The 21,008-nt window shown below is 63.3% G+C and carries 16 protein-coding genes; 12 read left to right on the top strand and 4 right to left on the bottom strand.

All coding sequences use genetic code 11. From position 1 onward, the window contains the following. Positions 1–7: 7 nt before the first annotated feature. Entirely contained in the window at positions 8–934 is a 927-nt protein-coding gene (locus NKJ11_RS22555) for a DMT family transporter (RefSeq protein ID WP_352554394.1), read from the top strand. Here the strand turns inward: NKJ11_RS22555 and NKJ11_RS22550 are convergent. After that, the gene (locus NKJ11_RS22550; RefSeq protein WP_245490379.1) at positions 931–1,248 is read right to left on the bottom strand and encodes an MmcQ/YjbR family DNA-binding protein; all 318 of its coding nucleotides are present in this window, start codon (positions 1,246–1,248) and stop codon (positions 931–933) included. The genes NKJ11_RS22555 and NKJ11_RS22550 overlap by 4 nt on opposite strands. A 50-nt stretch (positions 1,249–1,298) precedes the next feature. Beyond that, positions 1,299–2,048 carry a bifunctional 2-polyprenyl-6-hydroxyphenol methylase/3-demethylubiquinol 3-O-methyltransferase UbiG gene (ubiG, locus tag NKJ11_RS22545; protein ID WP_023811162.1) on the bottom strand — a complete coding sequence of 250 codons (750 nt, stop codon included), beginning with the start codon at positions 2,046–2,048 and terminating at the stop codon, positions 1,299–1,301. 285 nt (positions 2,049–2,333) lie between these two features. Here ubiG and NKJ11_RS22540 point away from each other — a divergent pair, with 285 nt between their 5' ends. Beyond that, positions 2,334–2,903, top strand: a complete 570-nt coding sequence (locus tag NKJ11_RS22540; protein WP_352794290.1) for a putative glycolipid-binding domain-containing protein — start codon at positions 2,334–2,336, stop codon at positions 2,901–2,903. A gap of 11 nt (positions 2,904–2,914) precedes the next feature. Here NKJ11_RS22540 and NKJ11_RS22535 read toward each other — a convergent pair whose 3' ends face one another. Beyond that, positions 2,915–4,771: a CHASE3 domain-containing protein gene (locus NKJ11_RS22535; protein WP_352794289.1), complete on the bottom strand. Its 1,857-nt coding sequence runs from the start codon at positions 4,769–4,771 to the stop codon at positions 2,915–2,917. 258 nt (positions 4,772–5,029) lie between these two features. Here NKJ11_RS22535 and NKJ11_RS22530 point away from each other — a divergent pair, with 258 nt between their 5' ends. The 9 genes from NKJ11_RS22530 to NKJ11_RS22490 all read left to right on the top strand — a co-directional run bounded on the left by NKJ11_RS22530 (position 5,030) and on the right by NKJ11_RS22490 (position 18,563). Beyond that, positions 5,030–6,283 carry an aspartate kinase gene (locus NKJ11_RS22530; RefSeq protein WP_013529459.1) on the top strand — a complete coding sequence of 418 codons (1,254 nt, stop codon included), beginning with the start codon at positions 5,030–5,032 and terminating at the stop codon, positions 6,281–6,283. 83 nt (positions 6,284–6,366) lie between these two features. Continuing rightward, the gene (gene ptsP, locus NKJ11_RS22525; protein WP_013529460.1) at positions 6,367–8,637 is read left to right on the top strand and encodes a phosphoenolpyruvate--protein phosphotransferase; all 2,271 of its coding nucleotides are present in this window, start codon (positions 6,367–6,369) and stop codon (positions 8,635–8,637) included. Between the two features lie 10 nt (positions 8,638–8,647). Continuing rightward, positions 8,648–9,727, top strand: coding sequence for a peptide chain release factor 1 (prfA, locus tag NKJ11_RS22520; protein WP_128304552.1), 1,080 nt, complete (start codon positions 8,648–8,650; stop codon positions 9,725–9,727). After that, positions 9,720–10,595: a peptide chain release factor N(5)-glutamine methyltransferase gene (gene prmC, locus NKJ11_RS22515; RefSeq protein WP_128304551.1), complete on the top strand. Its 876-nt coding sequence runs from the start codon at positions 9,720–9,722 to the stop codon at positions 10,593–10,595. Before prfA ends, prmC begins: the two co-directional genes overlap by 8 nt. 303 nt (positions 10,596–10,898) lie before the next feature. After that, on the top strand, positions 10,899–11,822 hold the full coding sequence (locus NKJ11_RS22510) for a DUF4167 domain-containing protein (RefSeq protein ID WP_128304550.1): 924 nt from the start codon (positions 10,899–10,901) through the stop codon (positions 11,820–11,822). A 219-nt stretch (positions 11,823–12,041) separates the two neighbouring features. Further along, entirely contained in the window at positions 12,042–14,648 is a 2,607-nt protein-coding gene (gene clpB, locus NKJ11_RS22505; protein ID WP_128304549.1) for an ATP-dependent chaperone ClpB, read from the top strand. A 114-nt stretch (positions 14,649–14,762) separates the two neighbouring features. Next, a complete protein-coding gene (locus tag NKJ11_RS22500) occupies positions 14,763–15,128 on the top strand; it encodes an MmcQ/YjbR family DNA-binding protein (protein ID WP_352794288.1) in 366 nt (121 codons plus the stop codon). Between the two features lie 148 nt (positions 15,129–15,276). Next, positions 15,277–16,782, top strand: a complete 1,506-nt coding sequence (locus tag NKJ11_RS22495; protein ID WP_128304574.1) for a L,D-transpeptidase family protein — start codon at positions 15,277–15,279, stop codon at positions 16,780–16,782. Positions 16,783–17,003: 221 nt separating this feature from the next. Then, the gene (locus NKJ11_RS22490) at positions 17,004–18,563 is read left to right on the top strand and encodes an MFS transporter (RefSeq protein WP_128304547.1); all 1,560 of its coding nucleotides are present in this window, start codon (positions 17,004–17,006) and stop codon (positions 18,561–18,563) included. 6 nt (positions 18,564–18,569) lie between these two features. Here the strand turns inward: NKJ11_RS22490 and NKJ11_RS22485 are convergent, their stop codons facing one another. Further along, positions 18,570–20,537 (bottom strand): M23 family metallopeptidase, encoded by a 1,968-nt coding sequence (locus tag NKJ11_RS22485; protein ID WP_164892966.1) that lies wholly within the window; start codon positions 20,535–20,537, stop codon positions 18,570–18,572. Positions 20,538–20,789: 252 nt separating this feature from the next. On the opposite strand from NKJ11_RS22485, the gene NKJ11_RS22480 reads away from it, so the two are divergent. Then, positions 20,790–21,008 (top strand): hypothetical protein (locus tag NKJ11_RS22480; RefSeq protein ID WP_352794312.1); only part of this gene is annotated, 219 nt, incomplete at its 3' end.

Genomic DNA, 21,008 nt, shown 5'->3' with positions numbered 1-21,008 from the left:
TCGGTCAATGAAACTTCTCTGGGATTCGGCGCTCGGCCTGCTGGTCGTCACCGGCGGCCTGCTCGGCCTGACGCTGCCCTTCGGCAAGCTCGCCACGGCTGCCGGCGTGCCGGCCATGGTCTGGGCCTTCGTCATCTCGCTCGGCGCCGGCGGGGTCTTGCTGTGCGTGCTCTTGGCTCGCGGCAAGCGGGTCCGGCTCACCGCGCACAAACTGCGCTATTTCTTCGTCACCGCCGCGGTGTCCTATGCTGTCCCCAACCTCCTGATGTTCTCGGCCATCCCGCATCTGGGCGCCGGCTACACCGGCATCATGTTCACCCTGTCGCCTGTCATCACACTGGTGTTCTCGATCCTGTTGCGTGTCCGGCGCCCCAACATGCTGGGCATTGTCGGCATCGCCGTCGGCTTCGTCGGCGCTGTCATGGTCGCGGTGACGCGCGGCGAGGCCGGCCAGCCGGCCGATTTGTTCTGGGTGGCGATGGGGTTGCTCATTCCGGTCAGCCTTGCCGTCGGCAACATCTACCGCACGGTCGACTGGCCGGACGGCACAGGCCCGATCGAGCTTGCCGTCGGCAGCCATCTGGCGTCAGCGGCGATGCTGCTTGCCGGCATTCTTCTCCTGTTCGGCGGCGAGGCTTTCGTGCCACTCGGCGGCGTGCCGCTGGTGGTGGTCGCGCAGGTCGCGTCGGCGTCGGCGATGTTTGCCTTCTTCTTCCGGCTGCAGGCGGTTGGCGGTCCGGTCTATCTCAGCCAGATCGGTTATGTGGCGGCCGCCGTCGGCCTGTTTGCCGGAACCATCTTCCTCGGCGAGCACTATCAGCTGCTGACCTGGGCAGGCGCGCTCATCATCACTGCCGGCGTGTTCATCACCACCAGGGCACAAAGCCAGAAGGGTCGAGTTCCTGCAGCCGGAACCGCCTTGCCGATCCGTTAGGCCTGGCTCGCGTCAAAGATTTTCCTGAGAGCCGGCGGGGCAACATTTCGCCATGACATCCGTATTGCGCTGCGAAATGTCTGTTCATCGCATGCGTCAAGAATGATCGACGTCCAGCCCTTTCGTCCCCATCCACCAGGCACTGGCTTGAAAACCAGCGGTTCGGCTGCAGTCGTCATCTCTTGCTGGCCGGTGTCGAGCTTTATGACGGCGCGATCGTTTTCGGGCAGCGACATGAAGATGCGATTGCGTACCCGGAAGTCGGCCTTGCCGAAATGCGATTTCTCGGCCGCTTCGGGAAGCTCAAGCGCCAATTGTCGGGCTCTCACACTGTCCACGGCCCGACAAATCTCCAGATCAGCCTTCAGACCGAGCCTTTTTCCGCCAGGACCATGTAGTTGACGTCCATGTCCTTCGACCGCGCCCAGCGGTCGGCCAGCGGGTTGTAGGTGACGCCGGTGCGGTCGATGATGGTCAGGCCAGCGCCGCCAAGCGCCTTCTCGAGCTCTTCCGGGCGCACCAGCTTGCCGAATTGGTGGGTGCCGCGCGGTAGCCAGCGCAGCACATATTCGGCGCCGATGATGGCTAAGCCCAGCGCCTTCAGCGTGCGGTTGATGGTGGCCACGAACATGATGCCGCCGGGCCGCACCATCTCGCCGCATTTGGCGACGAACAGGTCGATGTCGGCGACATGCTCGACCACTTCCATGTTGAGGATGACGTCGAATTTCTCGCCGGCGTCGGCAAGGTCTTCGGCCGTCGTGGCGCGATAGTCGACGCTGACATTGCCCTCGGCAGCGTGCAGCTTGGCCACTTCGATGTTGGTTTCGGAGGCATCCGCGCCCACAACCTCGGCGCCAAGCCGCGCCATCGGCTCGCACAGAAGTCCGCCGCCGCAGCCGATGTCGAGGATGCGCAGGCCCTCGAAAGGTCTTGCAGCGCGCGGGTCACGGCCGAAGCGCGTCGCTATCTGGTCGCGGATATAGGCCAGCCGGACCGGATTGAATTTATGCAGGGGACGGAACTTGCCGTTCGGGTTCCACCATTCGGCGGCAAGGGCGGAAAAGCGTTCCACTTCTCCGGCATCGATCGTCGATCGTCGGGGCTCTGGCATCGATAGGTCTCCTCGACACTACAGCGCCGCGCGTCCTCTTGGACGCGCAAAGGACGCTGTAGCACTTTAGATTCTGCGCATGATCCTTTCCGAAATCGACTTCGATTTCGGGGTCATGCGCTAGGAAGTCGGGCGTGAGACTGCGAATGTCAAGGCAACAATTTTCCTCTGCCGGCAGGGAGCCGGATTCTGTCAGGGCATGTCAGCTGACGAACGCCGCGGTGAAACACGGTTGGCTTGGCGGGCGAAGGACAAGGCATCGTTTCGAATTCTAGGGAGGTGACGATGACAACAATGACGGCTTCGATCCTTTGGCGTCGGCTGGACGTGGAGGGCCATGATGCCTGCCTGCTTTCACAGACCAATATCGGGCACAGTCTCGAGGGACAGGCCATCTTCATCCAGGACGGCAAGCCGTGCTGCCTTGGCTATGAGGTGATCTGCGGTGTCGGCTGGCGCACGCGTTCAGCGCGGATCGACGGCTTTCTCGGCACCCGCAAGCTGCATTATGCGATCGAACGCGATTCGGACGGCCAGTGGACGCTGAATGGCGAAGTCCAGCAGGGCGTCGACGGCCTTGTCGATGTCGATCTTGGCTTCACACCGGCATCGAACCTGCTGGCGATCCGCCGGTATGGCCTCGGCATCGGCAAGGCGACGCCTGCCCCGGCCGCCTACCTGACTTTCCCTGAACTGAGCCTGGTGCGCCTCGATCAGACCTATCGGCGTCTCGACACGGTTCGCTATGCCTATGCCGCGCCGGTATTCGGCTATGACGAGACCCTCAACATCTCGCCGCACGGCTTCGTTGTCGACTATCCTGGCCTGTGGAGAAGCGCGGCTGCGTCAGACTGAAGCGATTGTGATCAATCCGCTGCGCCCTGCGTCGTGCCGAGCACGTCACGCAGTTTCGCCGCCAGTTGCTCGATGGTGAAGGGCTTGGCGAGGAAATGCACGTCGTGGTCGAGCACGCCGTTGTGGACCACCGCGTTCCTGGTGAAGCCGGTGGTGAAGATCACCTTCAGCAGCGGCATGCGGGCAAGGGCCTCTTCCGCCAGCTTGCGGCCGTTCATGACGGGCATGACGATGTCGGTGAACAGTAGGGCGACGTTCGGGTTCTCCGCCAGTTTCTGCAACGCTTCCTCGCCGCTCGCGGCATGAATGACGGTGTATCCGAGTTCGCGTATGGCCTCGGTGGTGGAGACCCTCACGCGGGCATCATCCTCGACGACAAGGATCGCTTCGGTGACCGGTGCGGCGGGGTTGTCGCCCCGCCCCGTGGGCCCGGCCGGCTCTTCGGCGCCGAAATACCGCGGCAAGTAGATCTTGATCGTCGTGCCTTCGCCGGGTTCGGAATAGATGTTGACATGGCCACCCGACTGCTTGACGAAGCCGAACACCTGGCTCAACCCCAGTCCGGTGCCCTTGTTGACCGCCTTGGTGGTGAAGAAGGGTTCGAAGGCCTTGGCGATGACATCGGGGGTCATGCCCGAACCGGTATCGCTGACGGCGATCATCACATACTGGCCGGCCGCGACTTCGGCATGGGCGGCGGCGTAGCTGTCGTCGAGATGGCTGTTGGCGGTCTCGATGGTCAGCTTGCCATCATCGCCCATGGCGTCGCGGGCGTTGACGGCCAGGTTGAGAACGGCGTTCTCGATCTGGCTCGGGTCGGCATGGGTTTTCCACAAGCCTCCTGCCAGCACCGTTTCGATGCGGATGGTTTCGCCGAGTGCCCGCCGGATCAGGTCGGACATCCCGGTCAGCAGGCGGTTGGCGTCGACGATCTGCGGCGCCAGCGGCTGCTGACGCGAGAAGGCGAGCAGCCGGGCCGTCAGATTGGCGGCACGGGTCGCGGCATCGATCGCCGCATCGATGAATTGTGCGATGTCGTGCTCGCCGCGCGCCAGCTTGCGCTGGGCGAGATTCATGGCGCTGATGATCACCGCCAGCATGTTGTTGAAGTCGTGGGCGATGCCGCCAGTAAGCTGGCCGACCGCCTCCATCTTGTGCATCTGGCGGATCTGGGATTCGGCCTTTTCACGTGTCTCGATCTCATTGCCGAGCGCCACGTTCTTGCGCACCAACTCATCCTGGGCAACGGCAACCTCATGGAAGCGGCGGCGCGATTCCCTGATCGCGTAGCCGGCAAGCAGGAAGATCGCCAGCAGCGCCGCCAGCGAGCCGATGCGCAGCCAGGCCTCGACCTGATCGATATGCTCGTCGCGCGCGGCGACGGCTGCGGCGCTGATGCGTCGGACCGTATCCATGCTGGTCCGGATTTCGTCCATGACTGCCTTGCCCTGGCCGCTGCGAATCAGATCCAGCGCTTTCGTCGCATTGCCCTGGTCGTACAGGGCAATCGTCTCGGCCAGTTCAGCCTGCTTTTGCGAAAGCGCGTCCTTGATATGGTTGATCGGCTGGACGAGCTGTTCATCGGGGGCGGTCAAGCTGTCGATGCGGGCAAGTTGCCCCGGAATGGCGCCGACAGCGTTCCGATAGGGTTCGAGATAGGATTTCTCGCCGGTCAGCAGGTAGCCATGCTGACCGTTTTCGGCTTCCTGTGCCAGAGAAAGCAGACCCGAAAGCAATTGCTGATATTCGATTGCCTCGCGCGCGGCAGCGCGGTTGGCCCGCTGTTCCTCGACCAGCATGGCTCGGCTGCCGACAATCAGCGCCAGCACGGCAAAGCCGGCGACGAGCGGGAGCGATTGCCATCGCATGGCACGTCGAAGACGAGCAATCATCATCTGTTATGCCGAACCAAAAGAATTCCCCGCAGGCTGCATTTCGTAAGCGGCGGCGGGGCGGAAGGCAATATGCCGGCTTCTGGAGCCGGCAATCGGTCGCCAGCCTTGCGAAACCTTCATCATTTGGCTAAGGAGGCCGCGCATTCAGCGGCCGGCGTCAGCCGGCCTTCCGCTTTTCGGGATTCCGGCTTTTGGCCGGGATTCGGCTTCAGGCAAAGGCATTTCGCTCCCATGGCGCGCATCGTGATGAAATTCGGCGGAACCTCGGTCGCCGACATCGCCCGCATCCGCAACGTGGCGCGTCACGTCAAACGCGAGGTCGACGCCGGCCATGAGGTGGCGGTGGTCGTTTCGGCGATGGCCGGGAAAACCAATGAACTGGTCGGCTGGACGCGTGAGGCCTCGCCGATGCATGACGCACGCGAATATGATGCGGTCGTCGCTTCCGGCGAGCAGGTCACGGCCGGCCTTCTGGCCATCACCTTGCAGAACATGGGCGTGCATGCCCGCTCCTGGCAGGGCTGGCAGATCCCGATCAAGACCGACAATGCGCATGGCGCGGCGCGCATCCTCGACATCGACGGCGCGTTCCTGATCAAGCGCTTCGGCGAGGGCCAGGTGGCGGTGATCGCCGGTTTCCAAGGCATCGGCCCGGACAATCGCATCGCCACGCTCGGCCGCGGCGGCTCCGACACCAGTGCTGTCGCCATCGCCGCGGCGGTCAAGGCCGATCGCTGCGACATCTATACCGATGTCGACGGGGTCTACACCACCGATCCGCGGATCGAGCCCAAGGCGCGGCGGCTGGCCAAGATCTCGTTCGAGGAAATGCTTGAAATGGCTTCGCTCGGCGCCAAGGTTCTGCAGGTGCGTTCGGTCGAGCTTGCCATGGTGCACAGGGTGCGTACCTTCGTGCGGTCGTCCTTCGACGATCCCGACGCGCCCGGAATGGGGGATTTGCTCAATCCGCCCGGAACGCTCATTTGCGACGAGGAAGAGATCGTGGAACAGCAGGTCGTCACCGGAATTGCCTACGCCAAGGATGAAGCGCAGATTTCGCTGCGCCGGGTCGGCGACCGGCCGGGCGTTGCCGCCGGCATCTTCGGGCCGCTGGCCGAGGCCAACATCAATGTCGATATGATCGTCCAGAACATTTCCGAGGACGGCAAGTTCACCGACATGACCTTCACCGTGCCGTCGGGCGATGTCGACAAGGCGCTGGCCGTGCTTGAACGCCTCAAGGCCTCGATCGGCTACGATGTCGTGCAGTCGGAAGCCGGCATGTCGAAGGTTTCGGTCATCGGCATCGGCATGAGGAGCCATGCCGGCGTCGCCGCCACCGCTTTCAAGGCGCTGGCCGACAAATCGATCAACATCCGCGCCATCACGACCTCCGAGATCAAGATTTCGATCCTGATCGACGGTCCATATACGGAACTTGCGGTTCGTACTTTGCATTCCGTCTACGGTCTGGATAAGCAGTAGCGAGAACGATTTGAGTTGTTGCGTGTGCGCCGGTCGCGGTGGAAACTGCGGCGGGCAGAATGCCCATTGGAGAACAAGCCGCGATGCGTGATCAGGCCAGTGGCCCGCGCGTTTTGCTCAAACGGCTCCGCGAGCTCATGCAGGAGCCGCTGGAGCCGCAGGAGCGGCTTGACCGGATTGTGCGCGACATCGCCTCCAACATGGTCGCGGAAGTCTGCTCGCTCTATGTGCTGCGCGCCGATTCGGTGCTCGAACTCTATGCCACCGAAGGTCTGAACCCGAACGCCGTCCATTTGGCGCAGTTGCGGCTGGGCCAAGGTCTGGTCGGCACGATCGCCGCCAGCGCGCGGCCGCTCAACCTGTCCAATGCGCAGGAACACCCTGCCTTCGCCTATCTGCCGGAGACCGGGGAAGAGATCTACAACTCGTTCCTCGGCGTGCCGGTGCTGCGGGCAGGGCGCACGCTGGGCGTGCTGGTGGTGCAAAACAAGACCATGCGCCACTACCGCGACGACGAGGTCGAGGCGCTGGAAACCACCGCGATGGTGATCGCCGAGATGATCGCCACTGGCGATCTGGCGCGGCTGACCCGGCCCGGCCTTGAACTCGATCTGCGCCGTCCTGTCAGCTTTACCGGCCTGTCCTTCAATGAGGGCGTCGGGCTCGGCCATGTCGTGCTGCACGAGCCGCGCATCGTCGTCACCAATCTGTTCAACGAAGACAGCGAGGAAGAGGTCCGCCGGCTCGAGACCTCACTCAGCTCGCTCAGGCTGTCCATCGACGACATGCTGGAACGCCGCGACGTCGCCTTCGAGGGCGAGCATCGCCAGGTGCTGGAAGCCTATCGCATGTTCGCCAACGATCGCGGCTGGGTGCGACGGCTGGAAGAGGCCATCCGCAACGGCCTGACGGCGGAAGCCGCGGTGGAAAAGGTGCAGAGCGACATGCGCGCCCGCATGCTGCACATGACCGATCCCTATCTGCGCGAGCGGATGAGCGATTTCGACGACCTCGCCAACCGCCTGCTGCGCCAGCTGATGGGGCGCGGGCCGGAAGATGTCGCGGCATCGCTGCCAAAGGACGCCATCATCGTCGCCCGTTCGATGGGGGCCGCCGAGCTGCTCGATTATCCCCGCGACAAGATGCGCGGGCTGGTGCTCGAGGATGGTGCCGCGACCAGTCACGTCGTCATCGTCGCGCGTGCCATGGGCATCCCCGTCGCCGGCCAAATGAAGGGCGCCGTTTCCATGGCGGAAAACGGCGATGCCATCATCGTCGACGGCGAAGAGGGCGTGATCCATTTGCGGCCGCAGCCAGATCTCGAGGCCGCCTACGCCGAAAAGGTGCGTTTCAGGGCGCGCCGGCAAGAGGTCTACCGCGAGCTGCGCAAGAAGCCGTCGACGACCAGGGATGGTGTCCAGGTCGATTTGCTGATGAATGCCGGTCTTGCCGTCGACCTGCCGCAGCTTGCCGAAGCGGGCGCGGCCGGCATCGGCCTGTTCCGCACCGAATTGCAATTCATGGTCGCTTCCACTTTTCCCCGGGCCGAGGCCCAGGAAAAGCTCTACCGCGACGTGCTCGAGGCGGCGCGCGGCAAGCCGGTCACCTTCCGCACCATCGATATTGGCGGCGACAAGGTGCTGCCCTATTTCAAGGGTGCGATCCAGGAAGAGAACCCGGCGCTTGGCTGGCGGGCGATCCGCCTGACGCTCGACCGGCCAGGGTTGTTGCGCACCCAGATCCGCGCTTTGCTCAAGGCCAGCGGCGGCCGCGAATTGAAGCTGATGCTGCCGATGGTGACCGAGCTGGGCGAGATCGCCCAGGCACGCGAGATCATCGACCGCGAGGTGCGGCATTTGTCGCGCTTTGCCCATCATTTGCCGACCAGCCTGAAGCTGGGGGCGATGTTGGAAGTGCCGTCGCTATTGTTCCAGCTTGATGAATTGATGAAGGCGGTCGATTTCGTCTCGGTCGGTTCGAACGACCTGTTCCAGTTCGTCATGGCCGTCGACCGCGGCAACACGCAATTGGCCAACCGCTTCGACACGCTGTCGGCGCCGTTCCTGCGGGTGCTCAAGCAGATCGCCGATGCCGGCGTCCGCAACCATACGCCGGTGACGCTGTGCGGTGAACTGGCAGGCAAGCCGATCTCGGCGATGGCGCTGATCGGACTCGGTTTCCGCTCGATCTCGATGTCGCCGGCCTCGATCGGTCCGGTCAAGGCGATGCTGACGGAACTGCCGCTGGACGAGTTGAAGGCGTTTTTCGACGACAATCTGATGGCTCCGGCACAGGGCTTGCCGATGCGGGCGCTGCTGCAGGCCTTTGCCGACGACCGTTCGATCCCGTTGTAGCAGCCTCATCATGGTCAATTTGCCCCGCGATCGTATGGATCAAGTCGTCAAGCGTTTCGAGATGCTCGAAGCGCAGATGTCGGCTGGCCCGGCGCCGGATGCCTATGTGCGGATGGCGTCCGAATATGCCGAAATCCAGGACATGGTGGCCAAGGTCAGGGCGCTGCGCCTGGCCGAGCATGAGCAGGCTGACCTCGAAGCCATGCTTGCCGACAAGGGCACCGATGCCGAGATGCGGGCGCTCGCCGAGGCCGAGCTGCCGGAGGTCGAGGACCGTATCGAGGCGCTGCAGAAGGACATCCAGATCCTGCTGTTGCCCAGGGATGCGGCCGACGACAAGAACGCCATTCTCGAAATCCGCGCCGGCACCGGCGGAGACGAGGCGGCGCTGTTCGCCGGCGACCTGTTTCGAATGTATGAGCGCTACGCCGCCGAACGCGGCTGGCGTTTCGAGACCGCCTCGGCCAGTGATGGCGATGCCGGCGGTTTCAAGGAGATCATCGCCACGGTGTCGGGCAAGGGCGTCTTTGCGCATCTGAAGTTCGAATCCGGCGTGCACCGGGTGCAGCGCGTGCCGGCGACCGAGGCGAGCGGGCGCATCCACACCTCGGCGGCAACCGTCGCGGTGCTGCCCGAAGCCGAAGAGGTCGACATCGACATCAGGGCCGAAGACATCCGCATCGACACGATGCGTGCATCGGGTTCGGGCGGCCAGCACGTCAACACCACCGATTCGGCCGTCCGCATCACCCATCTGCCGACCGGCATCATGGTCGTGCAGGCGGAGAAATCGCAGCATCAGAACCGCGCCAAGGCCATGCAGATCCTGCGGGCCCGGCTCTATGATCTGGAGCGCGGAAAGGCCGACGAGGAGCGTTCCGAATCGCGCAAGTCACAGGTCGGTTCCGGTGACCGCTCGGAACGCATCCGCACCTATAATTTCCCGCAAGGGCGCGTCACCGACCACCGCATCAATTTGACGCTCTACAAACTCGACCGGGTAATGATGGGCGAACTCGACGAGATCATCAACGCGCTGATCGCCGATCACCAGTCGAAATTGCTCGCCGACATCGGCATCGATGACTGACCTGCCCGATGCACTCGGGCCGCTGCTGCGGGAAGCGCAGGCTCGGCTTGCCGCTGCCGCTATCGATGATCCGGCGCTCGATGCGCGGCTGATCGTCGAGCATTTTTCGGGCACGACGCGCACGCAAGCCATTGCGGACCCCGAACGCAGGCTCGGCGCCGGCGTTGTTGCCGAAATCGATGCCGCCTTGAGACGCCGCGCTAGCGGCGAACCGGTGCATCGCATCCTCGGCTATCGTGAATTCTACGGTTTGCGCCTGTCGCTGTCGCCGGAAACGCTGGAGCCGCGGCCGGATACCGAAACGCTGGTCGAGGCGATATTGCCCTTCGTCAAGGCAGTTGCGGCGCGGGAAGGCGGGTGCCGCATCCTCGATCTTGGCACCGGCACCGGCGCCATTGCGCTGGCGCTGCTCAGTGTCGTGCCGACGGCTAACGCCACGGGCGTCGACCTGTCCGCGGGTGCGCTGGTGACGGCGGCGCGCAATGCCGGGCAACTGGGTCTTGCAGGCCGGTTCACGACGCTGCAGTCGGACTGGTTCGAAAAAGTTTCCGGCCGGTACCATGTAATTGTCGCAAACCCTCCCTATATAACCACGGAAGACATTGGAAATCTGCAGGACGAAGTCCGCAATTTCGACCCGCGCCTGGCCCTGGATGGCGGCGCGGACGGTCTGAACCCCTACAGAACCATCGCAGCGGAAGCGGCAAGGTTTTTGGAAACTGAAGGCAGGATTGCGGTCGAGATCGGCCATACGCAACGCAATGAGGTCTGCGAGATATTCGCTGCAGCCGGCTACGTGCCGGGCGGTGCTTTTCGTGACCTCGGTGGAAACGACAGGGTTGTTGTCTTTGAAAGGATAAAGCCTTGACGCAGTGCAAAAAAGCGCTTGGCAATGCCGGGGAATGCGGCTAGGGTCGCCTTAACCGGATGAGACGAAGCAGGCAGTGCTCTTAGCGATTCGGTTTTCCTCGGAAATAGCTGCCTTCTTGCGCAAACGATGCCCAAGCTTCGTGCGGGAATCGTCCGGCAAGTGATGTAACCGGAACAGGATGGCACGTGGCGCCAACGCAATCGATGCGGGCGAACGCCGGTGAAGAGACGAAACGGCTGGCTGCATGAGCGCCTCCGTTCGTGAAGAGTTTTTCGAAAATTTCAAAATGAAGAGAGTTTGATGAGGCCACAACAGCAGAACAGGCGCATGCGCGGTCGCAACAATAGTGGCGGCGGCGGTGGTAACAATAACAACAACAATAACAACAACAACCGCAAGGGGCCTAATCCCCTGACGCGCAACTACGAGAGCAATGGCCCGGATGTGAAGATCCGCGGTTCGGCTCAGCAGATCGCCGAAAAATACGCCACCCTTGCCCGCGATTCTCACAGCTCCGGCGACCGGGTCATGGCGGAGAACTATCTCCAGCACGCCGAGCACTACAATCGCATCATCGCGGCCGCACAGGCGCAGATGCCGATCCAGAACGCGCAGCAGAATCGCGATGATTTCGACGATGACGGCGACGAGGATCGCGACGATTTCGACAATGGCGGCAACAACAACAGCAACACTGTTTCCGACGTCCAGGTCCCGGTGATCAACCATGGCGCCGGCCCGCAGCCGGTCATCGAAGGGACGCCTGCCGAGGTTGCGCTCAACCGGGAAGGTGGCCGCGAGGCCCGCGATAACAATGGCGGGCGTAACAATGGTGGCCGCGACAACAATGGCGGGCGCCATCGCGATCGTCGCCCCAATGGCGGTTATGGCCAGAACGGCCAGCGCGACTTTGGTTCACCCGTGGAACAAGGTGGTCAGCCCCAGGGCAACGAGACCCCGGTTCAGGGCGAAGCCGTTTCGCCGACCGAATCTGCAGCGCCGGCCGAACCGGCTCCGTCGTTCGAGAATCTTTCCCCGGCAGGTCTTGCCGCCCAGGCCGAACTCAACGAGGCGGCCGCCGAAAGCGGGGCTGCCCGTCGTCCGCGTCGTCCGCGCCGCCCGCGCGTCAACGCCGATCAGGCTGACGGCGGTGGCGAAAGTGCCGAGGCGGCCCCGGTCGAAAGCGGCAATGCCCAGCCGGTCAATGTCGATATCGACAACTGATCGAACGGCATTTCAAGGCATTGAACGGCGGAGAGAAATCTCCGCCGTTTTCGTTTGGGCGGCCGTGCAATATTATGAAGTTGCCGATATCGAGACGTCTTGAGGGTTCGGAGCTTGTGCACCATATCAGCCTCAACTGGACCCGGCTCGAATGGGCGGGTCCGTCACCGCAATCGGATCCGGTGCCGCAAAGCGGGCCGGTGATGGAAGGAGACAGATATGAACCTTGAGAAATACTCAGAGCGCGTGCGCGGCTTTATCCAGTCCGCGCAGACTATGGCGCTTTCCCGCAACCACCAGCAATTCACCCCTGAACATATCCTGAAAGTGCTCGTCGACGACGATGAGGGCCTGGCGGCGTCGCTGATCGAACGCGCCGGCGGCAACGTCCGCGACGTCAAGCTTGGCGTCGAGACGGCGCTCGAAGCGATGCCCAAGGTCGAGGGCGGCAATGGCCAGCTCTATTTGGCCCAGCCGCTGGCAAAAGTGTTTTCGACCGCCGAGGAACTGGCCAAGAAAGCCGGCGACAGCTTTGTCACGGTGGAGCGGCTCTTGCAGGCGCTCGCCATGGAGAAATCGGCCAAGACCGCCGACATACTGGCCAAGGCCGGCGTCACCGCGCAGGCGCTCAACCAGGTCATCAACGATGTCCGCAAGGGCCGCACCGCCGATTCGGCGAGTGCCGAACAGGGCTACGACGCGCTGAAGAAATACGCGCGCGACCTGACCGCGGATGCCCGTGCCGGCAAGCTGGACCCCGTGATCGGCCGTGACGACGAGATCCGCCGCACCATCCAGGTGCTGTCGCGCCGCACCAAGAACAATCCGGTGCTGATCGGCGAACCGGGCGTCGGCAAGACGGCGATCGCCGAGGGCCTGGCGCTGCGCATCGTCAATGGCGACGTACCGGAATCGCTGAAGGACAAGCAACTGATGGCGCTCGACATGGGCGCGCTGATTGCCGGCGCCAAATATCGCGGCGAGTTTGAGGAGCGGCTGAAGGCCGTGCTCTCCGAAGTCACCTCGGCCAACGGCAACATCATCCTGTTCATCGACGAGATGCACACGCTGGTCGGCGCCGGCAAGGCGGATGGCGCCATGGATGCGTCGAACCTGTTGAAGCCGGCTTTGGCGCGCGGCGAGCTGCACTGCGTCGGCGCCACCACGCTCGATGAGTATCGCAAGCATGTCGAGAAGGATGCAGCGCTTGCCCGCCGCTTCCAGCCGGTGTTCGTCGACGAGCCGACGGTGGAGGACACCGTTTCGATCCTGCGCGGCCTGAAGGAAAAATACGAGCAGCACCACAAGGTGCGCATTTCGGATTCGGCGCTGGTGGCGGCGGCGACGCTGTCCAACCGCTACATCGCCGATCGCTTCCTGCCGGACAAGGCGATCGACCTGGTCGACGAAGCCGCATCGCGGCTGCGCATGCAGGTCGATTCCAAGCCCGAGGCGCTGGACGAGATCGATCGCCGCATCATGCAGCTCAAGATCGAGCGCGAGGCGCTGAAAGTCGAGACGGACGATGCTTCGAAGGACAGGCTCGCCCGCCTGGAAAAGGAACTCGTCGGCCTTGAGGAGGAATCGACCGAGATCACCGCCAAATGGCAGGCCGAGAAGCAGAAGCTCGGGCTTGCCGCCGATCTGAAGAAGCAGCTCGACGAGGCGCGCAACGACCTTGCCATTGCCCAGCGCAAGGGTGAATTCCAGCGCGCCGGCGAGCTTGCCTATGGCAAGATCCCGGAGCTGGAAAAGAAGCTGAAGGAGGCCGAGGCCCAGGACGGCAAGGTCGGCATGGTCGAAGAGGTGGTCACCCCCGACCACGTCGCCCATATCGTCTCGCGCTGGACCGGCATTCCGGTCGACAAGATGCTGCAGGGCGAGCGCGACAAGCTGCTGCGCATGGAGGACGAGATCGGCAAGCGCGTCGTCGGCCAGGGCGAGGCGGTGCAAGCTGTCTCGAAGGCTGTGCGGCGCGCCCGCGCGGGCTTGCAGGATCCGAACCGGCCGATCGGCTCGTTCATGTTCCTCGGGCCGACGGGTGTCGGCAAGACCGAGTTGACCAAGGCGCTGGCGAGCTTCCTGTTCGACGACGACAGCGCGATGGTGCGCATCGACATGTCGGAGTTCATGGAAAAGCACTCGGTCGCCCGGCTGATCGGCGCACCTCCCGGCTATGTCGGCTATGAGGAAGGCGGCGCGCTGACCGAAGCGGTGCGGCGCCGGCCTTATCAGGTCGTGCTGTTCGACGAGATCGAGAAGGCGCATCCCGATGTGTTCAACGTGCTGTTGCAGGTGCTCGACGATGGCCGCCTGACCGATGGCCAGGGCCGCACGGTCGACTTCCGCAACACGCTGATCATCATGACGTCGAACCTCGGCGCCGAATCTCTCGTCAATCTCGGCGAGGATCAGGACGTCGATCTGGTTCGCGACGAGGTGATGGGTGTCGTCAGGGCGTCGTTCCGGCCGGAGTTCCTCAACCGCGTCGACGAGGTGATCCTGTTCCACCGGCTGCGCCGGCAGGATATGGGCCGCATCGTCGAGATCCAGCTCAAGCGGCTGGAGAGCCTGCTTGTCGATCGCAAGATCACACTTTCGCTGGACCAGGAGGCGATCAATTGGCTGGCGGCTAAGGGCTACGACCCTGCCTATGGCGCGCGACCGCTGAAGCGAGTGATGCAGAAGGAATTGCAGGACCCGCTGGCGGAGAAGATCCTGCTCGGCGACATCCTCGACGGCTCGACCGTCAAGGTGACAGCCGGTTCCGACCGGCTGAACTTCCGCTCGAAACCGACGATTGTGGCGGCGGAAGTGGCAGCCTGATCCAAGCCGCGCGTCCATCCCGGACGCGCGGCTTTTGAGGTCTTTGTCATATGCATGTCGTTCTCCCAAAATCGGGGCCACTTTTGGGCGACATGCGCAAAAAAGCGGGCGCGGATGACACTGGACGATTACAACAGCTTCTGCGCCTCGCTGCCCGCGACGAGCCATGTCGTCCAGTGGGGCGGCGCCCATGTCTGGAAAATCGGGGCCAAGGTCTTCGCGGTCGGCGGCTGGGACCAGGGCCAGCAGCTCTTCGTCACCTTCAAATGCTCCGATATCGCCTATGACGTGCTCAAGGAGCAGCCGGGCCTGCGGCCCGCGCCCTATCTTGCCTCGCGCGGCATGACATGGATCCAGCGTCGGACAAGCCAGAGCATGGATGATGCCGCGCTGAAGGACTATTTGCGCGAGAGCCATCGCCTTGTAGCCCTGAAACTGACCAGGCAGGCGCGCAAGGAATTAGGACTTGCCGCAAGCTAGTCTATATTCCTCGAGGCGCCGGAAAACCGCCATCTTCATGCCCGGTTCATGTTGGAACCATATGGTGGGTAACTGGTTTGCTGGCGAGGGGCTTCGCCAGAGAACAATGCCGGGCGGCGGCAATTACGGACCGGAGAGTTTCGCCACTATGCTGCGTACGATCTTCACCCTTTCGGTACTTGCCGGCGGGCTTTTGTCTGCCAATGCAATCGCTGCCCCAACGCAGGACAGCGCACCACCGATTGTCCGTGCCGCCGATACCGGGGGCATCCTTATCGCCCAGGACGGCAATCTCGACATCTACTACGACGCTAGAGGCAACCGCGTCATCGTCGATGCCGATACCGGCAAGGTCATCGCCATCCAGCCGCCGCAGACCCGGCTCGACCGTCGTGCCCTGCGCCGTGAGACACGACTGCGCGAATTGGGCCGCGCCCCCGACGGCGACGACCGCTACTATCTCGACGATCCGGAAGACATGGCGCGGTTCCGCCGCCAGCAGTTGGAAGAGGAAGGCCGCGTTATCCCGCCGCCGGCGGACGAGTACGATCCCTATGGGGACAATTCCGTCGAAGCCTATCCTCCCCCACCGCAGGACGATGGCAGCTACGACGACAATTATCCCGACGCGCCGCAGCCGGCGAAGCCGGGCACCATCAAGCGCCAGCCGCTGAACGAGGCCTCGATAGACCCTGCCCAGCCGGCGATACCCGCCGATCAGGCGGCTCTGCCACCAAAGGCTGGCGACAAGACCACTGTTGCCCCGGCACTTTCGCTGGGAGCGCGCCAGGATGTCGCCGCCCTTCAGGTGCTGCTCGACCGGGGTGGCGCTTCGCCTGGCGTCATCGACGGGCGTTTCGGTTCGAATGTCGACAAGGCGCTCGCTGCCTACAACCAGATCACCGGCGCCAATCTGCGATCGACCGACGCGGTCGCCATCCAGGCGGCACTTGCGCAATCCGGCGGCGATGCCTTCGCCAACTACACGATCACAGCGGAGGATGCGGCCGGTCCCTATGTCGCGTCGATCCCGGAAGACTACAGCCAGAAGGCGCAACTCGACCGCATGGGTTACACGTCGGTGACCGAGGCGCTCGCGGAGCGCTTCCACATGGACGAGAATTATCTCAAAGCGCTCAACCCGGACGTCGATTTCAATCGTCCCGGCACGACCATCAAGGTCGCCAATTTCGGAAAACTGGTTTCGACGCCGGTGGCCCGCATCGTCGCGGACAAGGACAAGAAAGAGGTTTTCGCCTATGATGCCGGCGGCAGACTGGTCGCGGCCTATCCCGCAACCATCGGCTCATCGGACACGCCGTCACCGTCCGGCATACACACGGTGTCGCGCGTCGCGCTCGATCCGAACTACACCTACAACCCCAGCATCAATTTCAAGCAGGGCCAAAACGACAAGGTCCTGACCATTCCGCCGGGCCCGAACGGTCCCGTCGGCTCGGTCTGGATCGCCCTGGACAAGCCGACCTATGGCATCCACGGCACGCCGGATCCGTCGAAGATAGGCAAGACCGAAAGCCATGGCTGCGTACGCCTGACCAACTGGGATGCGCGGGAGTTGGCCAAGCTGGTTTCGCCGGGTGTCACGGTGGAGTTTGTCGGCGGACCTTCAGCCGATAGCCTTGCGCAGCAGTGAGCTGTGAAGTGCGGCGGCATAGACCAGCTGCACGATCGGGATGAAACCGAGCTTTCAAGTGGTCGCCTTATCGAAATCCCCGCCGGCTGCACGTAACGGGGCTGGCATGACTGTGCCATTTGCACCCTGACATGGTGCAACCCTGGCCAAACGGCTGTTTTCAGCGACTGCAAGCCACTGGCCGGTTGTTGCTGGTGCGCTAGGGGTTTAAGCAAGGTTTCATGCATTCACCGAGTAAAGCTGCCGCCGTCCCGCTGACCAGCCCGGTCATGAATGGGACGTTCTGTCCGCAGTCGCAGCGGCGATTTGTGCTGATCGCGGCAATCCTGGCCTCGGCGCTTGGCTTCATAGACGGCTCGATCCTGGCCATCGCCACGCCGGCGATCCGCGTCAACCTTGGCGCCAGCCTTGCCGAGGCGCAGTGGATTTCCAATGCCTATGCGTTGACGCTCTCGGCGCTGATCCTGGCCGGGGGTGCCGCTGGCGACCGATTCGGCCTACGCCGCGCCTTCGTGGCCGGCATTGCGCTGTTCATCGTCGCTTCGCTTGCCTGTGCGCTGGCGCCGAATGCCATTGTGCTGATCGCATTTCGTGCCGTCCAGGGCATTGGCGCAGCGATCATGGTGCCCGGCAGCCTCGCCATCATCGCCAAGGCCTACCCGAAGAAAGAACGCGGCCGCGCTATCGGCATCTGGGCGGCGGCTTCGGCGCTGACCACGGCACTTGGCCCGGTGCTCGGCGGCTTCGTGCTGTCGGCCTTCGGCGACGGCATCTGGCGGGCGATCTTCGCCATCAACCTGCCGCTCGGGCTTATTTCGATCTGGCTGCTGCTGGCCAAGGTTCCAGCCGATACGCCGACGGAGAAACGCAGCCTGGATCTCGGCGGTGCAGCGCTCGCGACATTGGCCTTCGGCGCGCTTGCCTATGGGCTGACCTCGATGAGCGCGAGCGGCGAGGGCCTCATGGCAGGGCCGAGCATTGCCGCAGGCGTCGTATTGCTGGCTGCCTTCATCGTCTTCGAGCTTCGGCAGCGTGAGCCGATGATCGACCTCAGCCTGTTTCGTGTCGGTGCTTTCGCCGGTGCCAATGTGGCGACGTTCTTCCTCTATTTCGCGCTATCGGCCAACCTTTTCTATCTGCCGATGCTGCTGATCGCCGGCTGGGGACTGAGCACGGCCGAGGTCGGCTTCATCTTCCTGCCCTTGTCAGCAGCGATCGCGCTTTTGTCGGGACCTGTCGGCAAGCTGTCGGACCGGATCGGACCGCGTTTTCCGATCGCCTGCGGCAGCCTGGTCGTGGCTTTTGCGTTTGCCGGGCTGGCCTTGCTCACCTACGCCGGTATCCATAATTTCTGGACCGGAACATTCCCGCTGATGGGGCTGATGGGGCTCGGCATGGCTCTGGTCGTATCGCCTTTGTCGACCGCGATCATGACGGCGGTGGAAGACAAGGACACGGGGGCGGCCTCCGGCATCAACAATGCCGTCTCACGCATCGGCGGTTTGATCGCGGTGGCGGCGATGGGCTCGCTTGCCGCATGGGTTTACGCGAATGCGCTGGACGCGAGCGCAACGCCGGGCATCCCAGGATTTGGTGAACCGGCGCCAGCCGGGCTTGCGCCGGCCATCGATGCGGCGAGGCTCGCCGCCAGCGACGCCGCTTTTGCCGCGGTCTCTTCGGTGACCGCGCTGCTTTGCCTGTTTGCGGCTGTCATCGCCTGGACGACCATTCCCGGTGAGCGATTGCCATGGCCGCGACAGGCCGAAGATCAGCAAGGCTGAAGCGGGTCAACCGTCGATCTTGGCGCTCGCAACCTTCAGCGAATCGCTGTCTTCCTGCTTCAGCAGTTCGTCGATGCGCTCGCGCTCGCGCTTGAAGGCAACGAGGTCATCGCCCTTCAGCACCTTGCCGACCGGCAGGCGGACACGCATCGGATCAACCTTGGTGCCGTTGACGATCAGTTCGTAGTGAAGATGCGGGCCGGTGGCGAGGCCGGTCTGGCCGAGGAAGCCGATGGTCTGGCCCTGGCGGACGTGCACGCCCGGTTCGATGCCTTTGGCAAAAGCGCTCTGGTGATTGTATGATGTCTCATAGCCATTGGCATGGCGGATGATGATCTGCTTGCCGTAACCGCCGGCCCAGCCGACCTTCTCGACCGTGCCGTTGCCGGCGGCGATGATCGGCGTGCCGATCGGCGCGGACCAGTCGACGCCGGTGTGCATGCGGACATAGCCGAGGATGGGATGCCTGCGGGCGCCGAAACCGGAGCGGAATTTCCCGGCGGGCAGGGGATTGCGCAACAGGAACTGCTCGGCGCTCGAGCCGTCCTCATCGAAATAGTCGGTGCCGCCGTCCTGCATCTGGAAGCGGTAGAAGTTGCGGGTCTGGCCGCCGAACGTCGCCGAGACGTAAAGAAGCTCGGAGCTGTCCGAGGTCTGGTCGTCACCGTCGGGCTGCGAGAACAGGACTTCGATGCGGTCGGCGGGGCTGAGGCGGGATTGGAAGTCGACGTCGGACGCCAGCAACTTGATCAACCGCTGCGTCATCACCTTGGACATGCCGTAGGAATAGGCGGCGCGGTAGATGCCGTCATAGACGTTGGGCAGGTTGCCGCGCACCACCACGGGCGCCGACGAATCATCGAAGGCCGTCAGCAATTCGGGGTTCGGATCCGGTTCCTGCGCCGGCACATACTGGCCGCGATCGTTGAGCGCGATGGTGACGATGTGCTGGGTCCGGTCATAGACGCTGGTGCGCACGACCTTGGCGGCATCGCCGTGAACCTCAAGACCGACACGCAGCACGGTTCCAGCTTTGAGCGCCGTTGCGTTGAGCAACTTGGCGATAGCTTCGGCCATTCCGGTGGCATCTTCACCCGTGTAGCCCGAATTAGCAAAAGCCTCGGTGACGTCGAGATCCTTGGTGAAGGGGATGATTTCCTCGGCGAAAGCCGGCGCCTGGTCGTCAACAGTGGCGCGGGGCGCCACCGAGACATTTTCCGGCACGATCTTGACGTCGTAGGAGCCCGCCATGCTCTCGGCAAAAGCTTCGCCGAATCGCTGCGGGTCGACATAGTGAAGTGAAGCGACCTGCACGGCGCCGTCGCTGAGGTCGGTGCCGGCTTCGCGCACCACTTTTTCCACCTCGTCGGCGGAGAGGTCACTCTTTTCGTCGAAGGAAGCCGTTTCGATCGGAAAATCGATGGTCTTCAGGCTCATCTCGCTTTCGACCTTGGCGCCGTAGATCTGGCCGGAAGCGGCAGAGGCCGTCGCCGGCTGGGCATTGTCGTCGCTGTCGTCGCCGAACACCTGCATCGGGTCGAAGGGTGGGTAGGCGCGGCTGGTGGTGTGGCCGGCGGCAAGGGCCATCTTGATCTGGACGAAAGGCATGGTGTGGATAACGTCGCGGTCGCCGACCTTGGTGACCATCGACACTTCCATGCGGCGGCGGTCCTTGGCCTTTGCGATCTGACGCGGCGCCACCAGCCTGGTGGTCTTGGCGACTTCGCCAGAATCCCCGTTGCCGGCAAGGCTGATCAACTCGGCGATCTCGGGTGGGGTGGCTAGTTGCTGGCGGCCGTCAAGGGCGGCGAACAGCGCCACGCCCATCAGCACGCTCGAGGTGACGCCAGTGAGAAATGTTCCCGACAGCCAGCGTGCAGAAACCTCGCGCCGGTCGGGCGGGCCGCTGCGGCCATCCGCGACAAGCGGCGGCTCGTTGCCGAGTTCGGCTATGACATCTTCCGTGTCTGGCATCCAGAAAGGCTGCTTCTTCCCCGGGCGGAACGGCTTGTCGCTTTTGTTGTGGCCGTGACATTTGCCTGTCATGGCAGGTGAAGTCAACGAAGCGCCAGGCTCCGAACGAATTGCCCCCAAGCACTTCTCTTATAGAGCGCCCTACCAGGCGGGGCGGTGTACCTTCTCTGCAAGGCCATCGCACACTCCTATATAGGAGGGCTCATAAGAGAGGGGCTGCTCCGTCGGCGGCGCCCACTTTCGTTGGCTTTGGTGTCGAACGGCAATGCGGCGGCAATAGGGCTCCTTCCTGGCCGTCCAATCGGTATTGCCAGCGTTCCCCTGGGGCAGTCGGCTATCGACAGATCCGGTCCGAAATTTCTGTCGCAAAAACTTCAAAAACATTGTCGATGTGTGTTGACAGTTGTCGAGTGTGGCGACTATATACGCCTCACGAACGAGGGCGGCTCGCCGCTGGCGACGAAGAAGTTT

This window comes from Mesorhizobium sp. M0243 (genome assembly GCF_040321775.1).
GTDB lineage: Bacteria > Pseudomonadota > Alphaproteobacteria > Rhizobiales > Rhizobiaceae > Mesorhizobium.
This window is presented reverse-complemented; position numbering and strand designations above follow the sequence as displayed.

Excerpts from the sequence above, each read along its gene's own strand:
- NKJ11_RS22555 (WP_352554394.1), top strand. The coding sequence starts at position 8 with ATGAAACTTCTCTGGGATTCGGCGCTCGGCCTGCTGGTCGTCACCGGC.
- ubiG (WP_023811162.1), bottom strand. The coding sequence starts at position 2,048 with ATGCCAGAGCCCCGACGATCGACGATCGATGCCGGAGAAGTGGAACGC.
- NKJ11_RS22540 (WP_352794290.1), top strand. The coding sequence starts at position 2,334 with ATGACAACAATGACGGCTTCGATCCTTTGGCGTCGGCTGGACGTGGAG.
- NKJ11_RS22535 (WP_352794289.1), bottom strand. The coding sequence starts at position 4,771 with ATGCGATGGCAATCGCTCCCGCTCGTCGCCGGCTTTGCCGTGCTGGCG.
- NKJ11_RS22530 (WP_013529459.1), top strand. The coding sequence starts at position 5,030 with ATGGCGCGCATCGTGATGAAATTCGGCGGAACCTCGGTCGCCGACATC.
- ptsP (WP_013529460.1), top strand. The coding sequence starts at position 6,367 with ATGCGTGATCAGGCCAGTGGCCCGCGCGTTTTGCTCAAACGGCTCCGC.
- prfA (WP_128304552.1), top strand. The coding sequence starts at position 8,648 with ATGGTCAATTTGCCCCGCGATCGTATGGATCAAGTCGTCAAGCGTTTC.
- prmC (WP_128304551.1), top strand. The coding sequence starts at position 9,720 with ATGACTGACCTGCCCGATGCACTCGGGCCGCTGCTGCGGGAAGCGCAG.
- NKJ11_RS22510 (WP_128304550.1), top strand. The coding sequence starts at position 10,899 with ATGAGGCCACAACAGCAGAACAGGCGCATGCGCGGTCGCAACAATAGT.
- clpB (WP_128304549.1), top strand. The coding sequence starts at position 12,042 with ATGAACCTTGAGAAATACTCAGAGCGCGTGCGCGGCTTTATCCAGTCC.
- NKJ11_RS22500 (WP_352794288.1), top strand. The coding sequence starts at position 14,763 with ATGACACTGGACGATTACAACAGCTTCTGCGCCTCGCTGCCCGCGACG.
- NKJ11_RS22495 (WP_128304574.1), top strand. The coding sequence starts at position 15,277 with ATGCTGCGTACGATCTTCACCCTTTCGGTACTTGCCGGCGGGCTTTTG.
- NKJ11_RS22490 (WP_128304547.1), top strand. The coding sequence starts at position 17,004 with ATGCATTCACCGAGTAAAGCTGCCGCCGTCCCGCTGACCAGCCCGGTC.
- NKJ11_RS22485 (WP_164892966.1), bottom strand. The coding sequence starts at position 20,537 with ATGCCAGACACGGAAGATGTCATAGCCGAACTCGGCAACGAGCCGCCG.